18 protein-coding genes and 1 pseudogene are annotated in these 19,991 nt (G+C 62.2%); 7 read left to right on the plus strand and 12 right to left on the minus strand.

What is annotated here, in order from left to right; translation table 11 throughout:
* Positions 1–29: 29 nt before the first annotated feature.
* On the minus strand, positions 30–461 hold the full coding sequence (locus GF111_RS00620; protein WP_047727608.1) for a DcrB-related protein: 432 nt from the start codon (positions 459–461) through the stop codon (positions 30–32).
* A 232-nt stretch (positions 462–693) separates the two neighbouring features.
* On the opposite strand from GF111_RS00620, the gene GF111_RS00625 reads away from it, so the two are divergent.
* Together GF111_RS00625 and GF111_RS00630 are read left to right on the plus strand one after the other, a co-directional pair.
* Positions 694–1,695 carry an alpha/beta fold hydrolase gene (locus GF111_RS00625; RefSeq protein WP_147191491.1) on the plus strand — a complete coding sequence of 334 codons (1,002 nt, stop codon included), beginning with the start codon at positions 694–696 and terminating at the stop codon, positions 1,693–1,695.
* A 69-nt stretch (positions 1,696–1,764) separates the two neighbouring features.
* Positions 1,765–2,415, plus strand: a complete 651-nt coding sequence (locus GF111_RS00630) for a dihydrofolate reductase family protein (RefSeq protein WP_047727610.1) — start codon at positions 1,765–1,767, stop codon at positions 2,413–2,415.
* Positions 2,416–2,458: 43 nt separating this feature from the next.
* Here the strand turns inward: GF111_RS00630 and GF111_RS26730 are convergent.
* Positions 2,459–3,676: pseudogene (locus tag GF111_RS26730) on the minus strand (M10 family metallopeptidase C-terminal domain-containing protein).
* Between the two features lie 411 nt (positions 3,677–4,087).
* On the opposite strand from GF111_RS26730, the gene GF111_RS00645 reads away from it, so the two are divergent.
* The gene (locus tag GF111_RS00645) at positions 4,088–4,441 is read left to right on the plus strand and encodes a protease inhibitor Inh/omp19 family protein (protein ID WP_038880671.1); all 354 of its coding nucleotides are present in this window, start codon (positions 4,088–4,090) and stop codon (positions 4,439–4,441) included.
* Between the two features lie 4 nt (positions 4,442–4,445).
* On the opposite strand, the gene GF111_RS00650 is transcribed toward GF111_RS00645, so the two are convergent.
* Complete coding sequence (locus GF111_RS00650; RefSeq protein WP_049278468.1) at positions 4,446–4,967, minus strand: chromate transporter; 522 nt, start codon at positions 4,965–4,967, stop codon at positions 4,446–4,448.
* Positions 4,964–5,530 (minus strand): chromate transporter, encoded by a 567-nt coding sequence (locus tag GF111_RS00655; RefSeq protein WP_060442328.1) that lies wholly within the window; start codon positions 5,528–5,530, stop codon positions 4,964–4,966. The genes GF111_RS00650 and GF111_RS00655 overlap by 4 nt, the downstream gene beginning before the upstream one ends.
* Positions 5,531–5,633: 103 nt before the next feature.
* Here GF111_RS00655 and GF111_RS00660 point away from each other — a divergent pair, with 103 nt between their 5' ends.
* Both GF111_RS00660 and GF111_RS00665 read left to right on the plus strand, forming a co-directional pair.
* The gene (locus GF111_RS00660; protein WP_147191489.1) at positions 5,634–6,545 is read left to right on the plus strand and encodes a LysR family transcriptional regulator; all 912 of its coding nucleotides are present in this window, start codon (positions 5,634–5,636) and stop codon (positions 6,543–6,545) included.
* 289 nt (positions 6,546–6,834) lie between these two features.
* The gene (locus tag GF111_RS00665) at positions 6,835–8,004 is read left to right on the plus strand and encodes a cupin domain-containing protein (protein ID WP_148940401.1); all 1,170 of its coding nucleotides are present in this window, start codon (positions 6,835–6,837) and stop codon (positions 8,002–8,004) included.
* A 43-nt stretch (positions 8,005–8,047) separates the two neighbouring features.
* On the opposite strand, the gene GF111_RS00670 is transcribed toward GF111_RS00665, so the two are convergent.
* Positions 8,048–8,968, minus strand: a complete 921-nt coding sequence (locus GF111_RS00670; protein WP_047727615.1) for an alpha/beta hydrolase — start codon at positions 8,966–8,968, stop codon at positions 8,048–8,050.
* Between the two features lie 151 nt (positions 8,969–9,119).
* On the opposite strand from GF111_RS00670, the gene GF111_RS00675 reads away from it, so the two are divergent.
* Complete coding sequence (locus GF111_RS00675; RefSeq protein ID WP_147191351.1) at positions 9,120–10,031, plus strand: LysR family transcriptional regulator; 912 nt, start codon at positions 9,120–9,122, stop codon at positions 10,029–10,031.
* 23 nt (positions 10,032–10,054) lie between these two features.
* Here GF111_RS00675 and GF111_RS00680 read toward each other — a convergent pair whose 3' ends face one another.
* From GF111_RS00680 to GF111_RS00700, 5 genes are all read right to left on the minus strand, one after another.
* Positions 10,055–11,359 carry a cytochrome c gene (locus tag GF111_RS00680; protein ID WP_038880661.1) on the minus strand — a complete coding sequence of 435 codons (1,305 nt, stop codon included), beginning with the start codon at positions 11,357–11,359 and terminating at the stop codon, positions 10,055–10,057.
* 11 nt (positions 11,360–11,370) lie between these two features.
* Positions 11,371–11,829 carry a (2Fe-2S)-binding protein gene (locus GF111_RS00685; RefSeq protein WP_038880659.1) on the minus strand — a complete coding sequence of 153 codons (459 nt, stop codon included), beginning with the start codon at positions 11,827–11,829 and terminating at the stop codon, positions 11,371–11,373.
* A complete protein-coding gene (locus GF111_RS00690; protein WP_057523674.1) occupies positions 11,829–14,051 on the minus strand; it encodes a molybdopterin cofactor-binding domain-containing protein in 2,223 nt (740 codons plus the stop codon). The genes GF111_RS00685 and GF111_RS00690 overlap by 1 nt, the downstream gene beginning before the upstream one ends.
* A 201-nt stretch (positions 14,052–14,252) precedes the next feature.
* Complete coding sequence (locus GF111_RS00695) at positions 14,253–15,077, minus strand: M55 family metallopeptidase (RefSeq protein WP_055315583.1); 825 nt, start codon at positions 15,075–15,077, stop codon at positions 14,253–14,255.
* 16 nt (positions 15,078–15,093) lie between these two features.
* The gene (locus GF111_RS00700) at positions 15,094–16,152 is read right to left on the minus strand and encodes a P1 family peptidase (protein WP_038880653.1); all 1,059 of its coding nucleotides are present in this window, start codon (positions 16,150–16,152) and stop codon (positions 15,094–15,096) included.
* A gap of 182 nt (positions 16,153–16,334) precedes the next feature.
* Here GF111_RS00700 and GF111_RS00705 point away from each other — a divergent pair, with 182 nt between their 5' ends.
* Complete coding sequence (locus GF111_RS00705) at positions 16,335–16,478, plus strand: hypothetical protein (RefSeq protein WP_162420034.1); 144 nt, start codon at positions 16,335–16,337, stop codon at positions 16,476–16,478.
* 145 nt (positions 16,479–16,623) lie between these two features.
* On the opposite strand, the gene GF111_RS00710 is transcribed toward GF111_RS00705, so the two are convergent.
* A complete protein-coding gene (locus GF111_RS00710; RefSeq protein WP_147191353.1) occupies positions 16,624–18,723 on the minus strand; it encodes a peptidase domain-containing ABC transporter in 2,100 nt (699 codons plus the stop codon).
* Positions 18,716–19,990 (minus strand): HlyD family secretion protein, encoded by a 1,275-nt coding sequence (locus GF111_RS00715; RefSeq protein ID WP_038880647.1) that lies wholly within the window; start codon positions 19,988–19,990, stop codon positions 18,716–18,718. The genes GF111_RS00710 and GF111_RS00715 overlap by 8 nt, the downstream gene beginning before the upstream one ends.
* Between the last annotated feature and the right edge of the window lies 1 nt (position 19,991).

Genomic DNA, 19,991 nt, shown 5'->3' on the forward strand with positions numbered 1-19,991 from the left:
TAAGTTCCTTTTACGTGAAGAGTTCATCGTTATGCCGCCCGGTAGCTGCTCAGCACCTGCAACAGCAGCGCGTCGTCCTGCGGCGTCAGCTTGCGCGCCATCGCCAGGGTGAACACCAGCACCCGGCCCTCCGCCAGCGCGAACACCGCCTGGTTTTGCCAGATGCGTTTGCCGTCGCGCAGGTAGCTGGCGCGCACCCATTCACCGGCGGTTAATCCATCGCCCAGCCTCGCCGGCTCGCGGCTTTTGAGCGCCCAGCCTTTCAGCCCCTGCGCCAGCGCATCGAGCTGGCGGGTGACGTAGCCTTCCAGGTTCTCCGCCGGCTGCAGCGCATCGCGGGAAATATTGATTGAGGGGGAAACATCATCGCCGGCCAACAGCACGTTGACGGTGCGATCGGCGTAGCCTTCCGGCAAAGCGACGCTGCCTTCGCTGAAAGCGCAGCGGGATAAAGCGGACATGCGAGGATCCTTTTGCATAAATAATGCTTAAGCATCGCATAACTTAGCCTTGAAATAAAACCATCAGGCACCGCCAATGTTGCGCGGCGTGACCGCGTTCACTGTGTATAAGGCCGTGGCCGGAACCTTGCCCGGGATCGGGCCGTAACATTACAGAATTATCTGAAACCGCCGGCGCGCCGACGCGCCGATTATGGCTATACTCGGCTATCGCCCTTTTCAGGAGATCAGGATGCTAAGATTCACCCGCAGCGCACTGCTGTGCGCCACGCTGGCCGCGTTCCCCGCCGCCGCCGAAACGCCGAAGTTCGGCCCGGAGCTGCAGGGTTTTCACTACCCTTACCCGTTGCAGCAGTTCAGCTTCACCTCGCAGGGGCAGATGTTAAAGATGGGGTATATGGACGTGCCGCCGGAAGGCGCCGCCAACGGCCGCACCGCGCTGCTGCTGCACGGTAAAAACTTCTGCGCCGCCACCTGGCAGGACACCATCAAGGCGCTGAGCAAAGCCGGCTACCGCGTGATCGCGCCCGACCAAGTCGGCTTTTGCTCCTCCACCAAGCCGGCGCATTACCAGTACAGCTTCCAGCAGCTGGCGCAAAATACCCACGGCCTGCTGCAGAACCTGAAAATCAGCCGGGCCATCGTCATCGGCCACTCCACCGGCGGCATGCTGGCCACGCGCTACAGCCTGATGTATCCGCAGGCGGTGGAGCAATTGGTCATGGTCAACCCGATCGGCCTCGAGGACTGGAAGGCGAAAGGCGTGCCGTGGCGCAGCGTCGATCAATGGTTCGAGCGCGAGCTGAACACCTCCGCTGACGGCATCCGCAACTATGAGCAGCGCACCTACTACGGCGGCCGCTGGAAGACGGAGTACGATCGCTGGGTGGATATGCTGGCCGGGCTGAACAACGGGCCGGGCCATCGCCTGGTGGCGTGGAACTCGGCGCTGATCTACGACATGATCTTCACCCAGCCGGTGTACTACGAGTTCAAGGATCTGCAACCCCCCTCCACGCTGATGATCGGCACCGCCGACACCACCGCCATCGGCAGCGATATCGCCCCGTCGGCGGTCAAGGCCAGGATCGGTCACTACGCGGAACTGGGCAAACAGGCGGCGAAGCTGATCCCGCACGCCACGCTGATCGAGTTCGCCGGGCTGGGCCATGCGCCGCAAATGGAGGAGCCGGAGCGTTTCCATCAGGCACTGCTCAAGGCTCTGCAGCCCTGAGCGGCCGGTTGGCGTAGCCGCCGCGCGGCGGCTAAACTTTCAGCTGGCACTCAACGGCAGGAGACAGCCATGCGACAGATTATTGCCAGCGCCTTCGTCAGCCTCGACGGCGTGATGCAGGCGCCGGGCGGGCAGGACGAAGATCGCAGCGGCGGCTTTCGCTTCGGCGGCTGGACCGCCCCCTACTGGGATGACGCCATTGCGGAAACGATGGGCGATCTTTTCTCGGCGCCGTTCGATCTGCTGCTGGGGCGGCGCACTTACGACATTTTCGCCGGCTACTGGCCGCAGATCACCGACGAGGCCGATCCGTTTTCCGCCGATATCGCCCGCGTATTCAATCAGGCCACCAAGTACGTCGCCACCCACCACGGCGAGACGCTGGCGTGGCAGAACAGCCAGTGGCTGGGGCGGGACATCATCGCCCGGCTGCGCGAGCTGAAGCGCACCCAGGGGCCGGTGCTGCTGGTGCAGGGCAGCAGCACGCTGATGCAACAGCTGCTGGCCAACGATCTGCTGGACGAACTGCGCCTGCTCACCTACCCGGTGCTGCTCGGCGGCGGCAAGCGGCTGTTTGATGACAACGCGGCGCCGGCGGCCTTCACGCTGGCCCAATCGGTGGTCTCGCCCGGCGGCGTGATCGTGGCCCACTACCGCCGCAGCGGCGCGGTGACGACCGGCTCCTTCGTGGCGGAAGGCGCGGCGGCGGCCCAGCCGTAAAAAAAGGGCCGTTCGGCCCTTTTCTCTTTCCCCTTCATCACCCTCAGGCAAACAGAATATCGCTCTGCTCCACCTGCCCGACCACGTGGATCTTGAAGTCGGCGGCGTAGCTGTTGCTTTGGGTGTTCATCAGCAGATCGGTGGTGCCGTTGAAGGCGTCGAAGTTGAGCTGGATCTCGCCCTTCTGGCCGCTGAAGGCGCTGCCGCTGTCGATAAAGCGCAGCTCGCTCAGGCTGTTGTTGAAGCGCAGGCCGGAGAGATCGATCTTATCGATACCATGCCCGAAGTCTTCAATCACGTCGAACGCCGCCACCGTGGACTGCGTGCCGCCGCCGACGCTGGAGAACGCGCCGTCGTTCAGGTTGATCATCTGCTGCTGGCTGTAGCCGGAGAAGTCCAGCGTGTCGTTGCCGCCGGCGTCCCACACCGCGAAGTTGACCGGTTTGCCGTTGTCCGCCGTGGCGGTCAGGAAATCGCGCCCGGTGTTGGAGTTGAAGCCGTAGACCGTGTCGCCGGTGCGGGTGCTCATATTGGCACCGTACAATTTTTGGATCGCGGCGATGTCATCCACCATCGGGCCATAGCCATACACCCCTTTGGTGTCGGCGCCGCTATAACCGGCGTTGAAATAGCTCATGATCGAGTATTGCAACGAATCCTGATAGTAAGCGGCATCGTTCTGATAGCTCGGGTTGCCCAACGACGCGTCATAAGATCCCGAGTGCGCCAGCCCCAGGGCATGCCCCAGCTCGTGGGTGAAGGTCTGGCTGCTGAAGTCGCCGCTAACCGGCGCCTGATGGGTGGCGAAGTTTTTGTTGAGTCACGTTCGCCACGTCGGCCCGCGCCTGCATCGATTTCAGCGCCTGAGCCTGCGCCGCCTGAGTCAGCGGCTGCAGCCCCTTGTCGCCGTCACCGGTCTGGCCGATGCAGTTCAGCGCGCTCTGCGTCAGGAAGGAATAGGTCAGCGCCACCGGCTGGTGATACACCTGGTCGCCGTTGTGCGTCAGGCCCGGCCGCGTCAGCTGATCGGCGGCGCGGTCGAAGCTGAAGTTATCGCGGATTTTACCCAAATTATTAATCGCCGCCCCGCCGCGCTGGTTGCTGTACAGGTTGGCGTTGTCCAGCGTAAACAGCGCGCCGTAGCCCAGGGCTGCCGGGCTGGTGATAGTAAAACTGATAGTTATGATCGTTGGGGGGATGTGGCAGACAGGCTGGTGAACTCATCGTCATCTTGCAAAATGTCGTTGTGGCGACTGCTCATTGCATTCTCCTTTTACACACTAGGAATCCACTCGATTTGTAAGACTATTCATCAGTCGTTCTAATCTAAGCCAAGGCTTCGGATTGACCAGTATAGTAATTAACCCCGACGGCGCGAGCCCACGCCGCCGCGCGTCTTCGCGCCGGGCGTTAAGACGGAAATAATCATAACGATTTGTATTAGCGCAGTATTAATGAGAGTGATAAGCGTATCGGTGGGCTAATGACTCGTCTTTTTGGGCACGTTATCGCCGGTTAGATCAGAATTATCGAGGATTAAAAAACCTAACCCTTCCCTCACCATCAGGATGGGTACATGCTAAAGTGTGAACGGACAGCCGAAAGGAGTGACCCGATGCCAGCCCATTACCTTACGCGCGCCTTGCGCCGCGCCAGCCTGACAGGAGTTGTTATGAGCGTATTGTGCAGCAGTGCCTTGGGCAGTTCACTGCCGTTGCTGGAACCCGCCGCGCTGAAGGGCGAGTGGCAGCTCGCCGCCATCGGCGACGGTAAAGCCGTCTGCAAGGTGCAACTGAGCGACGAAGCGGTAGCCAACACCAACGCCTTCCGCTTCAGCGCCTCCGCCGAGTGCCTGCAGCCGCTGGCGCTGCAAACGTTGCCGGTCGCCTGGCGGCCGACGCCGGACGGCATGACGCTGACCGACGCCGAAGGGAGCATGGTGGCGTTTCTGGCCCTGACCGCGCCGAAGCGCTATGAGTTGATCGATCGCGGCGGCCCTTCGCGCTTTGTGCTGATCCCGCGTTAATCTCTCAGGCGAACAGCAACCCGAGCAGCGCGCCGCCCGCCAGCACCCACAGCGGATGGAGGCGCTTGCTCATGCTCAATCCCGTCGCCAGCGCCACGATCGCCGCCAGCCGCCAATTGGGCGCGGAAGCCTCGGCGATCAAGATACCGCTGGCCGCCACCAGCCCCACGGTCAGCGGCACCAGCCCGGCCTGCACGATGCGGCGCCACGGGCGATCCTTAAAGCGCCGCCAGGCGCCCATCACCAGCAGCGTGACAATGGAAGACGGCCCGAACTTGGCGACCGAAGAAACCAGCAGCCCCGCCCAGCCGGCCACGTGCCAGCCGACCAGCGGCACGATCATCATGTTCGGCCCCGGCGCGGCCTGCGCCATGGCGAACAGCGCGCTGAACTCCTGGGCGCTCATCCATTGATGCACCTCCACCACCTGCCGCTGCATTTCCGGCAGAATGGTCATACCGCCACCAAACGCCAGCAGAGAGAGCTCGGTGAAGATCAGCGCCAGCGCAATCAGAACCCCGCTCATGACGGCCACCGCCACATCAGCAGAATGCTCAGCGGCGCCAGCACCAGCATGGTCGGCAACAGCGGCAGGCGCAGCCAGGCGATGGCGATCAATGCCAGCGCCACGATCGCCAGCGCCGGCCATTTACCGCGCAGCGGCAGCAGCATCTTGATCCCGGTCGAGAGCAGCAGCCCGGCGGCGGCGGCGGCCAGCCCGGCGAACACATGCTGCACGTGGGGATCGTTTTGGAAGCGGGCGTAGACCACGCCCAGCCCCACCACGATCGCCGTCGGCGCGCTAATGAGGCCCAGCAAGGCGCACAGTGCGCCGCGCAGCCCGCGAAACTCCATCCCTACCGCCACCGATAGGTTGATCACATTGCCGCCGGGCAGGAACTGGCACAGCCCGAGCAGCTCGGTGAACTGTTCACCGCTCAGCCAGCGCCGGCGCTCCACCAGCATGCTGCGCGCCAGCGGCAGCACGCCGCCGAAGCCGATCAGCCCCAACCACAGAAAGCCCACAAACAGCGCCGCGTTGCCCGGCGCTGCCGCCGGGTGCGGTTTTAGCGTCTTGATATCTGACATGACATTGCCATTCCACATCGCTTGTTTTGATATCTGGTATCATGCGCGCCGCCGTGCCATGATATCTAATGCATTCCGGAGCAACTAAAAATACCTTTGAGGTATGGCTATGATCGAACTGCGTCGCCTGCGGGCGTTCGTCACCGTGGTGGAAGAAGGCAACATCACCCGCGCCGCCGAGCGGCTGTTTATCCAGCAGCCGCCGCTCACCCGCCTGCTGCAGGGGCTGGAAGATGAACTGGGCGTCACCTTGTTGCAGCGCCTGCCGCGCGGCGTGCGCGTCACCGAAGCCGGCGGCGTGCTGTTCGAAGAGGCCCGCGCCCTGCTGGCGCGCGCCGAACGGCTGCGCGAAGCGGTGCAGCGCGCCGCTCGCGGCGAGCAGGGGCACATCGCCATCGGCTTCACCAGCTCCGCCGCGCTGCACCCGTTCGTGCCCAACCTGCTGCGCCGCTACCGCGACATCCTGCCGGGCATCACTACCCAGCTGGAAGAAGCCGGCAGCGGCGAACTGATGGAGGCGTTGCTGGAACAGCGCCTCGACGCCGCCTTCGTGCGCTCGCCGGCCAGCGGCATTCCCGGCCTGAGCGTGGAGCCGGTGCTCAGCGAACCGATGATCGTCGCCCTGCCGCTGGGCCACCGACTGGCGCAACAAACGCAGCAGCCGCTGCCGCTGGCCGAACTGGCGCACGAGGCGTTTATTCTCTATCGCCGCCCGGCCGGCCAGGGGCTGTACGACGCCATCCTGGCCGCCTGCCACCGCGCCGGCTTCAGCCCGCGCATCGTACAGGAAGCGCCGCGCCTGCCGGCCACCCTCAGCCTGGTCGGCGCCGGGCTGGGGTTGTCAGTGGTGCCCGGCTCGATGCGGCGGCTGGGCGGCGACGGCATCGTCTATCGCACCCTCACCGAAGAGGCACAGCTCAGCGCCCCGCTTTATCTGGCGCTGCGCCGCAGCCCGGCTTCGCCGATCGTCGAGCGGTTTCGTCAGCTGGTGCTGGAGACCGTGGGGGCGTCATAAAAAGCCCAAACGGCCAATAAAAAATGCCGTTCGTTTATTATTTATTTAAACCGGGCGGCGACTAAAATTAATTCCAATTAATGACTATTCAACTTCCGGGGAATTAATCAAACCCGCTCTCACTTAGTAACAAACGCAAACAAATAAGCGCCTACCCAATACATTCCAGCCACTAGGATTTAAGGGTCACAGCCTGTTCCCGCCGATGACAAAAATCATTTCAATGGCGCTCGCGCCTTCCCTGTCGCCTGCCTCTGCGGACGCACGGTTTTATGTTGGAGAAAACGCTATGCTATCGCGTCGTGATATATTGAAAGTCTCCGCCGTCAGCGCGGCCGCCGCCGGCATGATCGGCGGCATCGCTAAAAATGCCGCTGCCGACGACCATCGCAATATCGTGCCCCCCAGCAGCTATCAGCCGCCTGCTAATGCGCAGCATCTCTATAAGTACAAATTCACCGACAGCAAAAAACGCAGCCTGCCCAGCGGCTGGGCGCGCGAGGCCACCGTCGAGCAATTCCCGATCTCCGAAGGCGTAGCGGGCGTCGACATGACGCTGGAGCCGGGCGGCGTGCGTGAGCTGCACTGGCACGCCATCGCCGCCGAATGGGCGTTTATGCTGGAAGGCCATGCGCGCATCACCATCCTCGATCCCGAGGGCAAATGCGAAGTGGCGGATTTCGGGCCCGGCGACGTGTGGTATTTCCCAAAAGGCTACGGCCATTCCATTCAGGCGCTGGCGGACGGCGCGCATTTTATTCTGGCGTTCGATAACGGCCATTTCTCCGAATTCGGCACCTTCAGCATCACCGATTGGGTGGCGCATATGCCGAAAGAGGTATTGGAAAAAAGCGTCGACATGCCGGCGGCGGTATTTTCCAAGGCCAAACAGGGTGAAGCCTATATTGTTGGCGGCGCCGTTCCGCCCGCCTTACCATTGCCGAAAAACGACGGCGGATTAAATAACGCCCCGCTGACCCACCGCTATGAATTAATGAAGCAAAAGCCGTTCTTTGAAAATGACGCCGGCAGCGTACATTTGGTGTCATCGAAAGAATTTCCCATTTCCACCACCATGACCGGCATCATCGAGATCGTGAAACCCGGCGCGATCCGGGAATTGCACTGGCACCCCAATGCCAACGAATGGCAATACTATATTGCCGGTAAGGGCCGCATGACGGTGTTCAGCTCGCACGGCCACGCGCAGACGGAAGAGTACGCCCCTTCAGACGTCGGTTACGTGCCGCAGGGCTTCGGCCATTACATCGAGAACATCGGCGATGAGGATTTGAAGGTGCTGATCGTGATGGACAACGGCATTTATCAGGATATTTCGTTGTCCGACTGGCTGGCGAAAACCTCGGCCTACCTGCTGGCGGATAACTTCAACAATCAGGTTGAGGACTGGCGGGATCGGCCGAAAGACAAGCGGGTGATGTCGCGGCGCAGCCGCTGACGCCACGGCGAGGGAGAGACTCCCTCGCCCTCCGGCCTGCCGATTACAGCGTGGCTTTGAAGAACGGCACCAGCTTCTCCAGCGCCTGGGCTACCGGCTCCGGCTTGTCGTAGAGATCGTAATGCGACCAGCCATCCACCACCACCAGCTCTTTGTGCTGCGATTTGGCGCGACGCACGATCTCATAGCCGTCGCGCAACGCGCCGAACAGGCCGGGTTTGCTGCCGACGATCACCAGCAGCGGCTGGGTCAGCAGCACTTCCGCCAGGTGGAACGCGTCCCACCCCACGGCCACCGCGTTATGGGAATACAGCGTCTTGTTTACGCCGTTCGGCTTCTCGCCGCGCGCCGTCCGGTAGTATTCCGTCGCCTCACGCAGATCGATATCGGCGCCGTCTTGTTGCGCCGCCTCAACGCTCGGGTACAGGCCTACGTCCACGCGCAACGCCGCGCCGCGCGCTTCTGCGGTGCGCTGCCGGGCAATATCCTCCAGAAAAACCACAGGATCGCCATTGGCCAACACGCCCTCGCGCATCACCCGGCCATAGTTGGCGCCGGTGATGGTCGCCACCGCTTTGATGCGCCGCTCCGTCATCGAAGCGTTGATGGCGTAACCGCCGCCGCCGCAGATGCCGAGCACGCCGATACGCTGGTCATCAACGTAATCCAGCGTCACCAGATAATCGGTCACGACGCGAAAATCTTCCACGCGCTGAGCGGGATCTTCGATAAAACGCGGTTCGCCACCGCTCTCGCCCTGGAAGCTGGCGTCGAACGCGATGACCACAAAGCCGGCTTTCGCCAGCGCCGCGCCATAGACGTTGCCCGAGGTCTGCTCTTTGCAGCTGCCGATCGGGTGGGCGCTGATGATCGCCGGGTACTTTTTCCGCTCGTCGAAATCCGGTGGGAAATGGATATCCGCCGCGATGTCCCAATACTGACGCTTGATTTTGACCGTTTTCATCATGAGTTCCTCACAGGGTTGCTGGCTCGGGAAACGCGCTCGGCATCGCTTCCGCTGGGATAACGCTTACTTTAGATGCCGTATTGTTCTTTGAGAAGCACAGGGAATGGACTACAGTGTTAAGCTGTGGTTTACAATGCGGAGCATATCGATGGACCCTTCCCTGCTTCCCTCACTGGCGTGGTTCGCGCATATCGCGCAGCACCGCAGCTTTACCAAAGCGGCGGCTCACATGGGCGTTTCCCGCGCCGCGCTGTCGCAAAACCTGAAGGCGCTGGAAAAACAGCTGAACGTCAAGCTGCTCTACCGCACCACCCGCGATATGTCGCTCACGGAGGAAGGGCAACGCCTGCTCGAGGCCCTGGCCCCAGCCCTCAACGCGATCGAACACGCCGTCGGCTCGCTGGAAGAGAGTCGCCACGAGCCGGCGGGGCTGCTGCGGATAAATGCCTCGCGCACGGCCGCCAAGCACTTTATCGAACCGCATGTCGGCGAATTTCTGGCGCGTTATCCCAGGCTTAAACTTGAGCTGGTGATGGACGACGGCATGGCCAGCATCATTTCCGAAGGCTACGATGCCGGCGTGCGGCTGGGTGAAAGCCTCGCCGAGCATATGGTGGCGATCCCCATCACCCCGCAGGTGGAACTGGTGGCGGTGGCCACGCCGCAATACCTCAGCCGTTACGGCACGCCCGCCACGCCGGCGGATCTGGTCAACCACAACTGCATCGCTTTTCGCCACGCAACCAGCGGCGCCATTTATCAATGGGAGTTTTCCACTATCGAGCGGCACGCGCGCCATACCTTTTCCGTCGAGCCGCAAGGCAGCATGATCACCAACGACGACGACGGCATGATCCGCGCCGCGTTGCAGCATGTCGGCATTATTCAGCACTTTGATTTCGCCGTGAAGGCGCTGGTGGAACGCGGTGAACTGGTGCGGATCCTGCAGCCCTGGTCGCAGCCGTTTCCCGGCTTCTACCTGTATATCCCCTCCCGTGAGCACATGTCTTCCAAGGTCAGGGCGCTGCTGGACTTTCTGGTCGAGAAGCGCGCAGGCTAAGCCGGCCCGCGCGCCGTATCACGCTACTGCTTACGCTGCTCCGCCACCTGTTTGGCGGTGACTTTGCCCTGCTTATCGCCGAAGTGGCCGACCACAAAGTTGGCGACCGCCGCTACTTCCTCATCGGAATAGGCGCTGCCGAACGCCGGCATCATTTCATGCCGATCGCCGATGCTGATACTCGTCCCCTTCAGAATGGCCTGCACCACGCTGCGCCCCTGCGGATCGTTCACCGCCGTGCTGCCCACCAGCGACGCATACTCGCTCTGGCGGCCCGGCCCGTTCCACTGGTGGCAGCCGCTGCAGTCGTTAGCGAACACCCGCCGACCGAGCGAACTGTCTTGCCCACCCGGCAGGATCGGCGTGGAGGCCCCCGCGCCCTTCGGCTGCAGGTTCACCGCCGCCGCGCCGTCGCCGGCGATCGGTTCGATATCGCGCAGGTATTTCACCAGCGCCAGATTGTCTTCCGGCGTCAGGAACTGCAGGCTGTTTTCCACCGCTTCCGCCATCGGGCCGGCGGCGCTGCTGCGCCCCGGCGCATGGCCGGTGGCCAGATATTGCGACAGCTGTTGGTCGCTCCAGCCGCCAATGCCGGTCTGCTTATCCGGCGTGATGTTGGCGGCGAACCAGCCCTGCACCACTTCACCGCTCAGGTGCTTGCTCTGGTTGAGGCCGAACCCCAGATTGCGCGGCGTGTGGCACTCGCCGCAGTGGCCCAGCGCCGTCGCCAGATAGGCGCCGCGGTTCCACTGCTCGTCTTTGTTGAGATCCGGCGCAAAGCGCTGCTCATGGAAGAACGCCAGGTTCCAGAATTTCATGCCCCAACGCTGGTTGAACGGGAACGACAGATCGTTTTGCGGGTTGGCCTGCTTCACCGGTGGCAGGCTGAACAGATAATCTTTGATCGCCAGCACGTCGTCGCGGCTCAGTTCGGTATACGAGGTGTACGGCATCGCCGGATACAGGTTGCCCTGCGGGCCAATGCCCTCACGCACCGCGCGCACGAACTGATCGTCGCTCCAGTTGCCGATGCCGGTCTCCTTGTCGGCGGTGATGTTGGTGCCGTAAATGGTGCCGAACGGCAGTTTGAAGGCGAAGCCGCCCGCATACGGCGTGCCGCCCGGCGCGGTGTGGCACGCCACGCAGTCGGCGGCGCGCGCCAGGTACTCGCCGCGCGCCAGTTTATCGGTGATGCCGGCCGGCGCCCCGGCGATCGGCGCCGCAGGCTCCGCGCCGGTGGGCCGCAGCAGCGTGTACAGCGCGTATCCTCCCGCCAACACCACCACGGCGATAATCAGCCATAACAGCCCTTTCAAGGCGTTGCTCATCGCATCTCTCCCTAACCCAACGCCTTGGCGGCCTGGTGGATGGCGGCGCGAATGCGCACATAGGTGGCGCAGCGGCAGACGTTGCCGCCCATCGCCGCGTCGATGTCCGCATCGCTCGGATCCTTGCTTTGCGCCAGCAGCGCGCTGGCGCTCATGATCTGGCCGGACTGGCAGTAGCCGCACTGCACCACATCCAGATCAAGCCAGGCTTCCTGCACCGCCTTGCCTTCCGGCGTGGCGCCCACGGCTTCGATGGTGGTGATTTTTTTGCCGACGGCGGCGGAGACAGGCGTCATGCACGATCGCACCGGCACACCGTCCAGATGCACGGTACAGGCGCCGCACATGGCGATGCCGCAGCCGAACTTGGTGCCGGTCAGGCCGGCTTCGTCACGCAAAAACCACAACAGCGGCATGTGCGGATCGCCCTCGAAGGTCAGCGGCTGCTCGTTTACGGTTAATTGAATCATCAGGTTCTCTCCTTGTCAGACGCCGGGTTCGCGGTAGGATTATGCAGCGGCAGGCTCAGCGAGGTGCGCGGCCGCCCGAGCAGCGCCAGCGCGTTGCCGACCGCCGGGGCGATGGTCGGCACCCCCAGCTCGCCCACGCCGGTCGGTTTCTCGCTCGAGGGCACGATGATCACCTCGATCTCCGGCATCTCATCGATGCGCAGCGGCCGGAAGTTATTGAAGTTGGACTGTTCGACCACGCCGTCTTTCAGCGTGATATTGCCGTACAGCGCCATGCTCAGGCCGTAGCCGATGCCGCCCTCGATCTGCGCGCGGATCACGTCGGGGTTCACCGCCACGCCGCAGTCCACCGCGCACCACACCTTGTGCACTTTCGGGATGCCGCCTTCGCCGATCGAGACCTCGGCCACCTGCGCCACATAGGTATCGAACGCCTTGGCGACGCCCACGCCGCGCGCGCGTCCGCCCACCACTTTCGCGCCCTGCCAGTCAGCGGCTTTCGCTACCGCGCGCAGCACGCCCGCCGCACGCGGCGCATCGCCCATCAGCGCCAGCCGCCCTTCGACCGGATCCTGCCCGGTTTCCTGCAACAGCTGATCGATAAAGCTCTCCACCGCGTGGCCGGTGTGGGTGCTGGCCACCGACCGCAGCGAGGTGGTCGGCACCTTGCCCGGCACGATGTGCGCATCGCAGCGGAAGGCTTCGAAGGTGTATGACACCTCGCTGGCGCCCTCGACCATCATCTGATCGAGGCCGTTGACCACCAGCGCATCCATCGCGCTGTGGCGCGTCCAGGAGTGGCCGACCACGGTATCGGTCCAGCCCACCACCTTGCCGCCGCGGATGGCGCCGCGCAGGCGGTGCAGGATCATCGGGCGATACCAGCCGTTGCGGATGTCGTCCTCACGCGTCCATACCACCTTCACGCCGTGGCCGGGGCCGATGCCCTTGGCCGCCGCCGCCATGTCTGCCGCCAGATCCGGCCCCAGCGTCGGGTTGCCTAAATCGATGCGCCGGCCGAAGCTGCCGCCCGCCAGAATGGTTTCAATCTGCACCTTGTCCGGCGGCAACTCGAACAGATCGCACAGCTGCTTGTGATCGAGCGTTTGGATTTGGCAGCCGTAGCGCGCCTTGACGCTCTCGCCGTCCCAGAACAGATAGCCGTCCAGCGGCTCCATCGGCGCGTGGGCGACATAGGGGAAGGTGTATTCGGCCTCGATCACCTTGTCGGCCTTGTCGAACACCTCGTCCGGCTTACCGAGACTCTTCGCCACCACGCCGGTTTTCTGCGCCACCTGACGGAATTCGGCGTAGATCTCCTCGGTGTTGCGCCGTTCGGCCTGCGCGTCGTCCCACGTCACCTTCAGCCGCTCCCGCCCCTGGATCGCCGCCCAGGTGTTTTTGGCGTAAACCGCCACGCCGGTGGCGATTTGCTTCACCGCCACCACCCCCGGCACCGCCAGCGCCCGTTCGGCATCGAAGGTCGCCACCTTGCCGCCGAAGCGCGGCGGCTTCTTGATGGTGACGGTCAACATGTCCGGTTCGTGGATATCCTGCGAGAACTGCGCGCTGCCGTTGGTTTTCGCCAGCGAATCGACGCGGTGCAGGCCGCGCGTTTTGCCGATCAGGGTGAAATTGGCCGGATCCTTCAGCGTCAGGCTGGCGGGATCGGGCGGCGGCAGCGTGGCGGCCAGCGCGGCGAACTCGCCGAAGCCCGCCTCGCGCCCGCTGGCGGCATGGCGGATCTTGCCTGCCTGCACGGTAATTTCCTGCGCCGAGGTTTTCCAACTCTGTGCGGCGGCCTGCACCAGCAGCGCGCGCGCCATGGCGCCCATGCGCCGCATCTGCTCATAAGCATTGGCCACCGAGCTGGAACCGCCGGTGCCCTGGAATCCGAAGGTCAGGTTTTTGTAGATATTGGTGTCCACCGGCGCGGCGACGACCCGTACCTGCGCCCAGTCGGCATCGAGCTCTTCGGCGACCAGCGTCGCCATGCCGGTATAGACCCCCTGGCCCACTTCGGTGTGTTTACTGATCACGGTGACGACGCCGTCGGCGCCGATCTGAACGAAGGCGTTGGCGTCAAACGCCGCCGCGCCGGAGGCGGCCGGGGCAGCCGAACGCGCCAGCGCGCCGGTGGACGGCAGATAGGCGCCGATCACCAACGCCCCGGCGCCGACGATAAACCGCCGCCGCGAAAGCGGAACTTGGGATATGCTCATTGCTCATGACTCCAAAAAAGCCGAAGGCGTCACTGCCTTCGGCGAAACAAATCTTGTTATGGGAATGGCTTGGCGCGCCCGTCAGGTGATATAGCGCAACAGAGCAATAATTAGCGTAGCCTATTATCCAGTAGGCTTAATGTTGAAGAGGGATTTTCTATTGGAAAAACGTGCGATGCGGGCAGGAAACCCGCACCGGAGTCAGTTCTGCGTCGTCGCCAGATAGGAGAAGACGCTGAGCAGGTTGATTTGCGCCGCCATGTTGTCGCTGTCGAAGGCCACGGTCAGCGCGTCCTGGCGCTGCACGCCGGGCACCAGGCTGAACAGATCCGCCAGCACCGGTTTGGCCGCCATCAGCGTCAGCCGATAAGGCGGCATGAAGCGGCGTTCCACCGGCAGCTTCCCGCCCAGGCGCACCTGTTGCATCGCCCGTTCACGGATCTCGGCGCGCGCCCGCTGCGGGCTGAGCGATTCGGCGGCGGTTTGCGAGATGGCGCGCTTCACGCACACATAGCCAGACTGAGGATAACGTTCAGCAATCCAGCGTTGCAGCTCGTCGTCACCGCTCACCAGCCACAGCGGCACGTTCAATTCGGCCGCCGCAGCTGCATACAGATCGCTTTCGCCCACCGCTTCGCCGTTCAGGCTGACGCGGTAAAAGGCCCGGCCGTTGATGGTGTGCGCCAGCACGCCATGTTCACCGGCAGCGCTGTGGTAGCCGATAAACATCAGGCCGTCGTAGCGTTGGTGTTGCAGCCCTTCCACCATCGACAGCCCGCGCGGTTTGCCCTGCACCAGCCGCGCGCGCCCATCGATGCGATCGGCGCGCAGGTTCTGCATCATGGCGTGGCTGTCGGCCACCGTCACCTCGGTGGCCCCGCCGGCGAAAGCGCCGTCGATGGCGGCGTTGACCTCCTGTTCCATCAGTTCACGCGCCGCCGCATAGTCGGCGTGGGCCGGGTTGCACTGCTCCGGCCGCATCACGCCGGCAATACCTTCGATATCCGCAGAGATAAAGACCTTCACATCACACTCCCGTTATTTAATTTGCCGCCGCCAGCCGATCGAGCAGCGGGCCCAGCGCTGCACGCGCATGCTGCTGGAAGCCGCTGACGCCTTCGGCGCTCAGCAACGCATCCAGCACCGCGTATTCGGTGGCGTCCGCCGCCGCCGCAAAAAGCGGCTCCAGCCTTTCGTCCGGTAGCGTGGCTCCCAGCAACCGGGTGGAAAACGCCAGCGCGATATCGCCGGAGCCATGCCCCCAATGGCTACCCACCCGCCCCAGGCCCGCGCCCGCTCTGCGGGCGATGCGGTTCAGCTGGCGACTGTCCAGCGCCCGATCGCAGGCGATGATGATAATGACCGAGCCGGCGTCCACCTGCGGCGGCGGATCCGCCAACAGCTTGCCCAGCGCCGGGCCAACGCGCACGCCGCTCAGCGTCAGCGAGTCGAGGGTACCGAAGTTGGCCAGCACCAGCACGCCGAGCATGGTGCCTAATCCCGGGCAATAGCGCGAGGCGGTGCCAATGCCGCCCTTCAGGCCGAAGCTGCTCATGCCGCGCCCGGCGCCGACGCTGCCGCGCGCAAAGCGGGTGGAATGGTTATCCAGCGCGCTGAAGACGTGCTCCTCACGCACCGCCATCGCCTGAATATCGTTGAGGTAGCCGTCGTTGCACTCCAGTACCAACGGGTTGATGGTGGCGCTGCCGCGGCCGATCTGCGGGTAGCGCAGGCAGCTGCGCCGCACCATGGCGTTGAACAGCGTGCCGACGGCGAAGGTGTTGCTCAGCAGAATAGGCGTCTGCAACTCCCCCAGCTCATTCAATTGCACCAATCCCAGCGGCTTGGCGAAGCCGTTGAGCACCGCGCTGCCGCACGGCAGCGGCTGGTTGAACAGATCGCCCGGCGGCACGATGGCGGTGACGCCGGTCTGGCATTCGCCGTCGGCCAAAGTGTGGTGCCCGACGCTGACGCCCGGCACGTCGCACAGGCTGTCGGTCGGCCCGGCCGGATAGCGCGCGCCCGGCAGGCGGCGATGGCGCCGCCAATAGCTCAGCAGATTGTCGAGGCTTTGTTGTTCAAACACCTGGCTGTCTGTCATGGTTCCCTCATCTGCCGTTAGCCCATCAGAAAACCAGAATATCGCGCAATGCGCCGCGCCGTAAATTGAAAACCAAAGCGGGCAGAAAAAATAGCCTGGCCCCATCACCGTTCATTGCCTGCACGACTTTTTTGCCGCCTCTACGGCCAGGGCGACGCCGCTATCGAGTGAAACAACGGGGGTTGAAAACGTGCAAGCGCTGCGAACTCACGCACGGCAAAGGCAGGGGCATCGCCCACGGCGGGTATGAAGAACGGGAGAGCAAAATCGGCGAAGGCATCCTCTCCAACATACAGGAGACCATTTGGGTTGGCTCGCTGGCCTGAGCCTTATTGGGGGTTTAGCAGGCAGTCGTAACCGAAACGGTGTTAGCAGCCAGTGCCGCCGGTGATATCACGTCCCCTCATTGGGTTATCATATTTATAACCTGGCGAGGGCGCTGATTATCGCCACTCGTCATGTGCCTTATTTTTAATCAAAATAAATTACCCGATCTGCCGACGCAATGGTCGTTTCACGGTGGGCAATGATCACCTTCGTGATATTGAGCCTCTTGATTGCCTGATTCACGACCGCTTCGCTCTCCTTATCCAGCGCGCTGGTGGCCTCATCCAGGAACAAAATAGCCGGTTTTTTGTAGATTGCCCGGGCGATGAACAGGCGTTGCTTTTGCCCCCCGGACAATCCTTCCCCCAGTTCGCCGATCAAGGTTTCGTACCCCATCGGCATACGTATGAGTACGTCATGCAGATAGCAGGCCCGTGCGCACGCCTCCATCCAAGCATCGTCCACTTCGTGCGAAAAACCGCAGATATTATCCCGGATCGAGCCGGAGAACAGCTTGTCGTCCTGCATCACGCAGGCGATCATCTTGTGGTAGTTGTTGATACCAAGCTGCCGGATATCGACGCCGTTCACCTCAACCCGCCCTGAGTCCGGGGGAAACAGCCCGCACAACACTTTCATCAACGTGGTCTTGCCGGCGCCGGACGGGCCTACGATGGCCACGCTCTCGCCCGGCGCCACAGTGATGTCCAGGCCATCAAAGATGGCCGGTGACTGGCTGTCGTAACGATAACTCAGGGCATGGGTCGTCAATCCAACAGGTTGCAGGCCCGCCGTGTAAGGATGGTCGGGTTTACGCGCCTCCCGCGGATGCAGGGCGATATCGGCAATGCGCTCGTTATGCAGGCTCATCATGCGCAGCTGCAGCAAAAACTCTGTCAGCGACCCGATGCGGTCGGAAAACTGCCCGCGAAAGGCGCCGAACGCGACGAACATGCCAAGGGTCATCTGATTATCGATCACCAGACTGGCTCCCAGCCAAAGAATAACGACCTGATCGCAGGCGGCAATGAAGGTGTTGATCCCGCCAAACAGCATGTCCATTCTGGTGATCCGGATACCGGTATTGATGGTGTCAATTTCAAGGTTGAGCCAGTGAGCTATGCGACGTTCCGCCATGCCCTGCATCTTGACGGTGGCAATGCCGTACAGCGTTTCCATAAAATACGAGCCGGCCCGGGCCTCCCTGACCAGTGCTTCTTCGGAAAGCTGGCGGTAATGCCCATAGGTCAGCAGACGCATCAGCACGTAGAGTGCGGTGAACACGAGCACCACCCAAGTCAGCCAGCCGCCATAAAGCATCATCATCACCAGTACGCCAATCACCATGATGCCGTCCATGATGGCTCCAACGATACTGGTAGTGAAGGTGCTGCGCAGCGTATCCAGTGAGCCGAAACGCGACTGAATGTCACCCAGCTTACGTCGTTCAAAGTAGCCCAGCGGCAGGCGCAACAAGTGGGTAAACAATCCGGACTGCCACTGTACGTTGATGAGCGTCGACATGACCAGTCCGGACCATGCCCGCACCATGCCGATGGCAGCCCTCAATAAGATAAAGAGCATCAATCCGGCGCAGATAAGCGTCAGTAACCCGCGATCCCCGGCGGGAATAGCGTGATCCATCACTAATTGTGTGCCGACCGGCATCACCAGGTTGATGGTTTCGAACACCAGAGACAGGCAAAAGATCTTGCAGAGCGCCCCCTTGAGACCGTGCACGCTGCCGATCAGCGTACGAAGGCGAATTTGGTGGCGGATGCTGTCAGCAGTGAATTCGCTGCCGGGCCAGGCCTCGAGCGCCACCCCGGTGAAACTGTGCGACAACTCTGTCAGGCTGACGCTCCGGCGTCCGCGCGCCGGATCATGCAGCACTGCGTGGTTGCGTTTAACACTGACCAGCACCACGAAGTGGTTGAATTCCCAGTGCAGCAGACAGGGCATTTTCAGGGCGCTGAGTTCGTTTAGATCCAGCGATAAAGCGCGAGTGGCCAGCCCCAGTTGTTCGGCGATGCCGGTCAGTCCAACCAGCGTGACACCGCGTGTCGACAGGTTAAATTGCCGACGCAGCGCGATAAGGTCAATGTTTTTGCCGTAGTGGCCGCAAATCATCGCCAGGCAGGCCAGCCCGCACTCCGATGACTCGGCCTGGTGCACCATCGGGACCCGATGGCGCAGCCGAAAATCCAGCTGTCTAACCCGCTGTTTGAACGTGGGCTTACTCATCGACCGGCCCCGTCGCGCTGTGCTTCATGTCGTAGAACGGTGACAGCATCCACTGATAAATCGTCCTTTTTTCCAGAAACAAAGTACTTTGCGCTGTCATGCCGTTTTCCAGGCTCAGACGTTTACCGTCGTAGGCAATGGCCTGTTTCTCCGGCATGACAATCACCTTGTAGTACGGCACGGCGGCGGTCAGTGCCGCTTTTGGGGCCCCCTGATAGGTCCGCATTTCCTGCGGTGAGGCCGGGGCTTTGGAGATGACGGACACGGTGCCGGCGAACTGGCCAAATTTTTCCGCCGGAAAGGCGTCATAGCGCACATTGACCTTATCTCCGGCGGTAATGTAAGGGATGGCGTCGTTGGGCACCCAAAGCACCAGAGCATAGTGTTCGATATCTTGGGGGAGTAGCTGCAGCAGGCTGTCGCCAATGTTGACCATCTGACCGACCGTGACGCTCAGAGAGTCGACTCGACCGTCGGCCAGTGCGCGGATGACGATCGCCCCGCCGGCATCGATGTTCAGTAGCTCTTTTTGCAACTCGTAGCGCTGCAACTCCATCTGGTAAATTTGGTTGTCGAATTCGGCGGCCTGGGTTTGAATCCGGCTTTCCAGCGCGGTGATCTGCAGCGCATTCTGTTCGTTCTGGCCAGACAGACTCAGCAGATTGTTGTGTTGTTGGTAATACAATGCCACCTGGTTGGTGAGCTGATCCTTGTTGATCAGCCCCTTGGTCTGATAGTGCCGGTAGTTCTCCATGTTTTCCTTTGCGATACGTATCCCTTCCTGGGCGCGTTCGAGGATGACGGTGGAGCGGGAGAACGCGGCGGTATATTGCGCCTTTTGTTTTTCCAGCATGGTGAGCGTGGCCTGCTTGCTGCTTTCCAGTCGGCTGATAATTTGTGCAATGCGCGCCTGTTGGCTATTGATGTCCCGACGTTGGTTGTCGCTGACGACACCGCTATGAGTACTCTTGCTGACGTCGATCTGGTAAATGGGCGCGCCGGCGGTGATCACCTGCCCTTCGGTGACAAACTGTTTGACCACCACCCCCTGGACGGCGGAATAGACATTAGCGGCGCGCGGATAGGTGCTGATCTCTCCGGTCACGTTGACCCGTCGGGTATAGGTACCGGCGATCGCGAAAGTGAGAAAGGCAATGAAAAAAAACAGGCAGAGCCCTGCAGCGAGCCAAAAGGGAATGCCGGGCAACAGCAATGCCCGCCCACGCCATTTCATTTTCTGACTATCGATCGCTTCCTGGCGAAACATA

It is taken from the genome of Serratia sp. HRI, assembly GCF_010119335.3.
Taxonomy (GTDB): Bacteria; Pseudomonadota; Gammaproteobacteria; order Enterobacterales; family Enterobacteriaceae; genus Serratia; species Serratia nevei.

What these genes read in the sequence shown, in the direction of transcription:
- GF111_RS00625 (WP_147191491.1), top strand. Translation starts at nt 694, where the DNA reads ATGCTAAGATTCACCCGCAGCGCACTGCTGTGCGCCACGCTGGCCGCG.
- GF111_RS00710 (WP_147191353.1), bottom strand. Translation starts at nt 18,723, where the DNA reads ATGAGTAAGCCCACGTTCAAACAGCGGGTTAGACAGCTGGATTTTCGG.
- GF111_RS00690 (WP_057523674.1), bottom strand. Translation starts at nt 14,051, where the DNA reads ATGAGCATATCCCAAGTTCCGCTTTCGCGGCGGCGGTTTATCGTCGGC.
- GF111_RS00645 (WP_038880671.1), top strand. Translation starts at nt 4,088, where the DNA reads ATGAGCGTATTGTGCAGCAGTGCCTTGGGCAGTTCACTGCCGTTGCTG.
- GF111_RS00670 (WP_047727615.1), bottom strand. Translation starts at nt 8,968, where the DNA reads ATGAAAACGGTCAAAATCAAGCGTCAGTATTGGGACATCGCGGCGGAT.
- GF111_RS00630 (WP_047727610.1), top strand. Translation starts at nt 1,765, where the DNA reads ATGCGACAGATTATTGCCAGCGCCTTCGTCAGCCTCGACGGCGTGATG.
- GF111_RS00680 (WP_038880661.1), bottom strand. Translation starts at nt 11,359, where the DNA reads ATGAGCAACGCCTTGAAAGGGCTGTTATGGCTGATTATCGCCGTGGTG.
- GF111_RS00700 (WP_038880653.1), bottom strand. Translation starts at nt 16,152, where the DNA reads ATGACAGACAGCCAGGTGTTTGAACAACAAAGCCTCGACAATCTGCTG.
- GF111_RS00665 (WP_148940401.1), top strand. Translation starts at nt 6,835, where the DNA reads ATGCTATCGCGTCGTGATATATTGAAAGTCTCCGCCGTCAGCGCGGCC.
- GF111_RS00715 (WP_038880647.1), bottom strand. Translation starts at nt 19,990, where the DNA reads ATGTTTCGCCAGGAAGCGATCGATAGTCAGAAAATGAAATGGCGTGGG.
- GF111_RS00685 (WP_038880659.1), bottom strand. Translation starts at nt 11,829, where the DNA reads ATGATTCAATTAACCGTAAACGAGCAGCCGCTGACCTTCGAGGGCGAT.
- GF111_RS00655 (WP_060442328.1), bottom strand. Translation starts at nt 5,530, where the DNA reads ATGTCAGATATCAAGACGCTAAAACCGCACCCGGCGGCAGCGCCGGGC.
- GF111_RS00620 (WP_047727608.1), bottom strand. Translation starts at nt 461, where the DNA reads ATGTCCGCTTTATCCCGCTGCGCTTTCAGCGAAGGCAGCGTCGCTTTG.
- GF111_RS00660 (WP_147191489.1), top strand. Translation starts at nt 5,634, where the DNA reads ATGGCTATGATCGAACTGCGTCGCCTGCGGGCGTTCGTCACCGTGGTG.
- GF111_RS00650 (WP_049278468.1), bottom strand. Translation starts at nt 4,967, where the DNA reads ATGAGCGGGGTTCTGATTGCGCTGGCGCTGATCTTCACCGAGCTCTCT.
- GF111_RS00675 (WP_147191351.1), top strand. Translation starts at nt 9,120, where the DNA reads ATGGACCCTTCCCTGCTTCCCTCACTGGCGTGGTTCGCGCATATCGCG.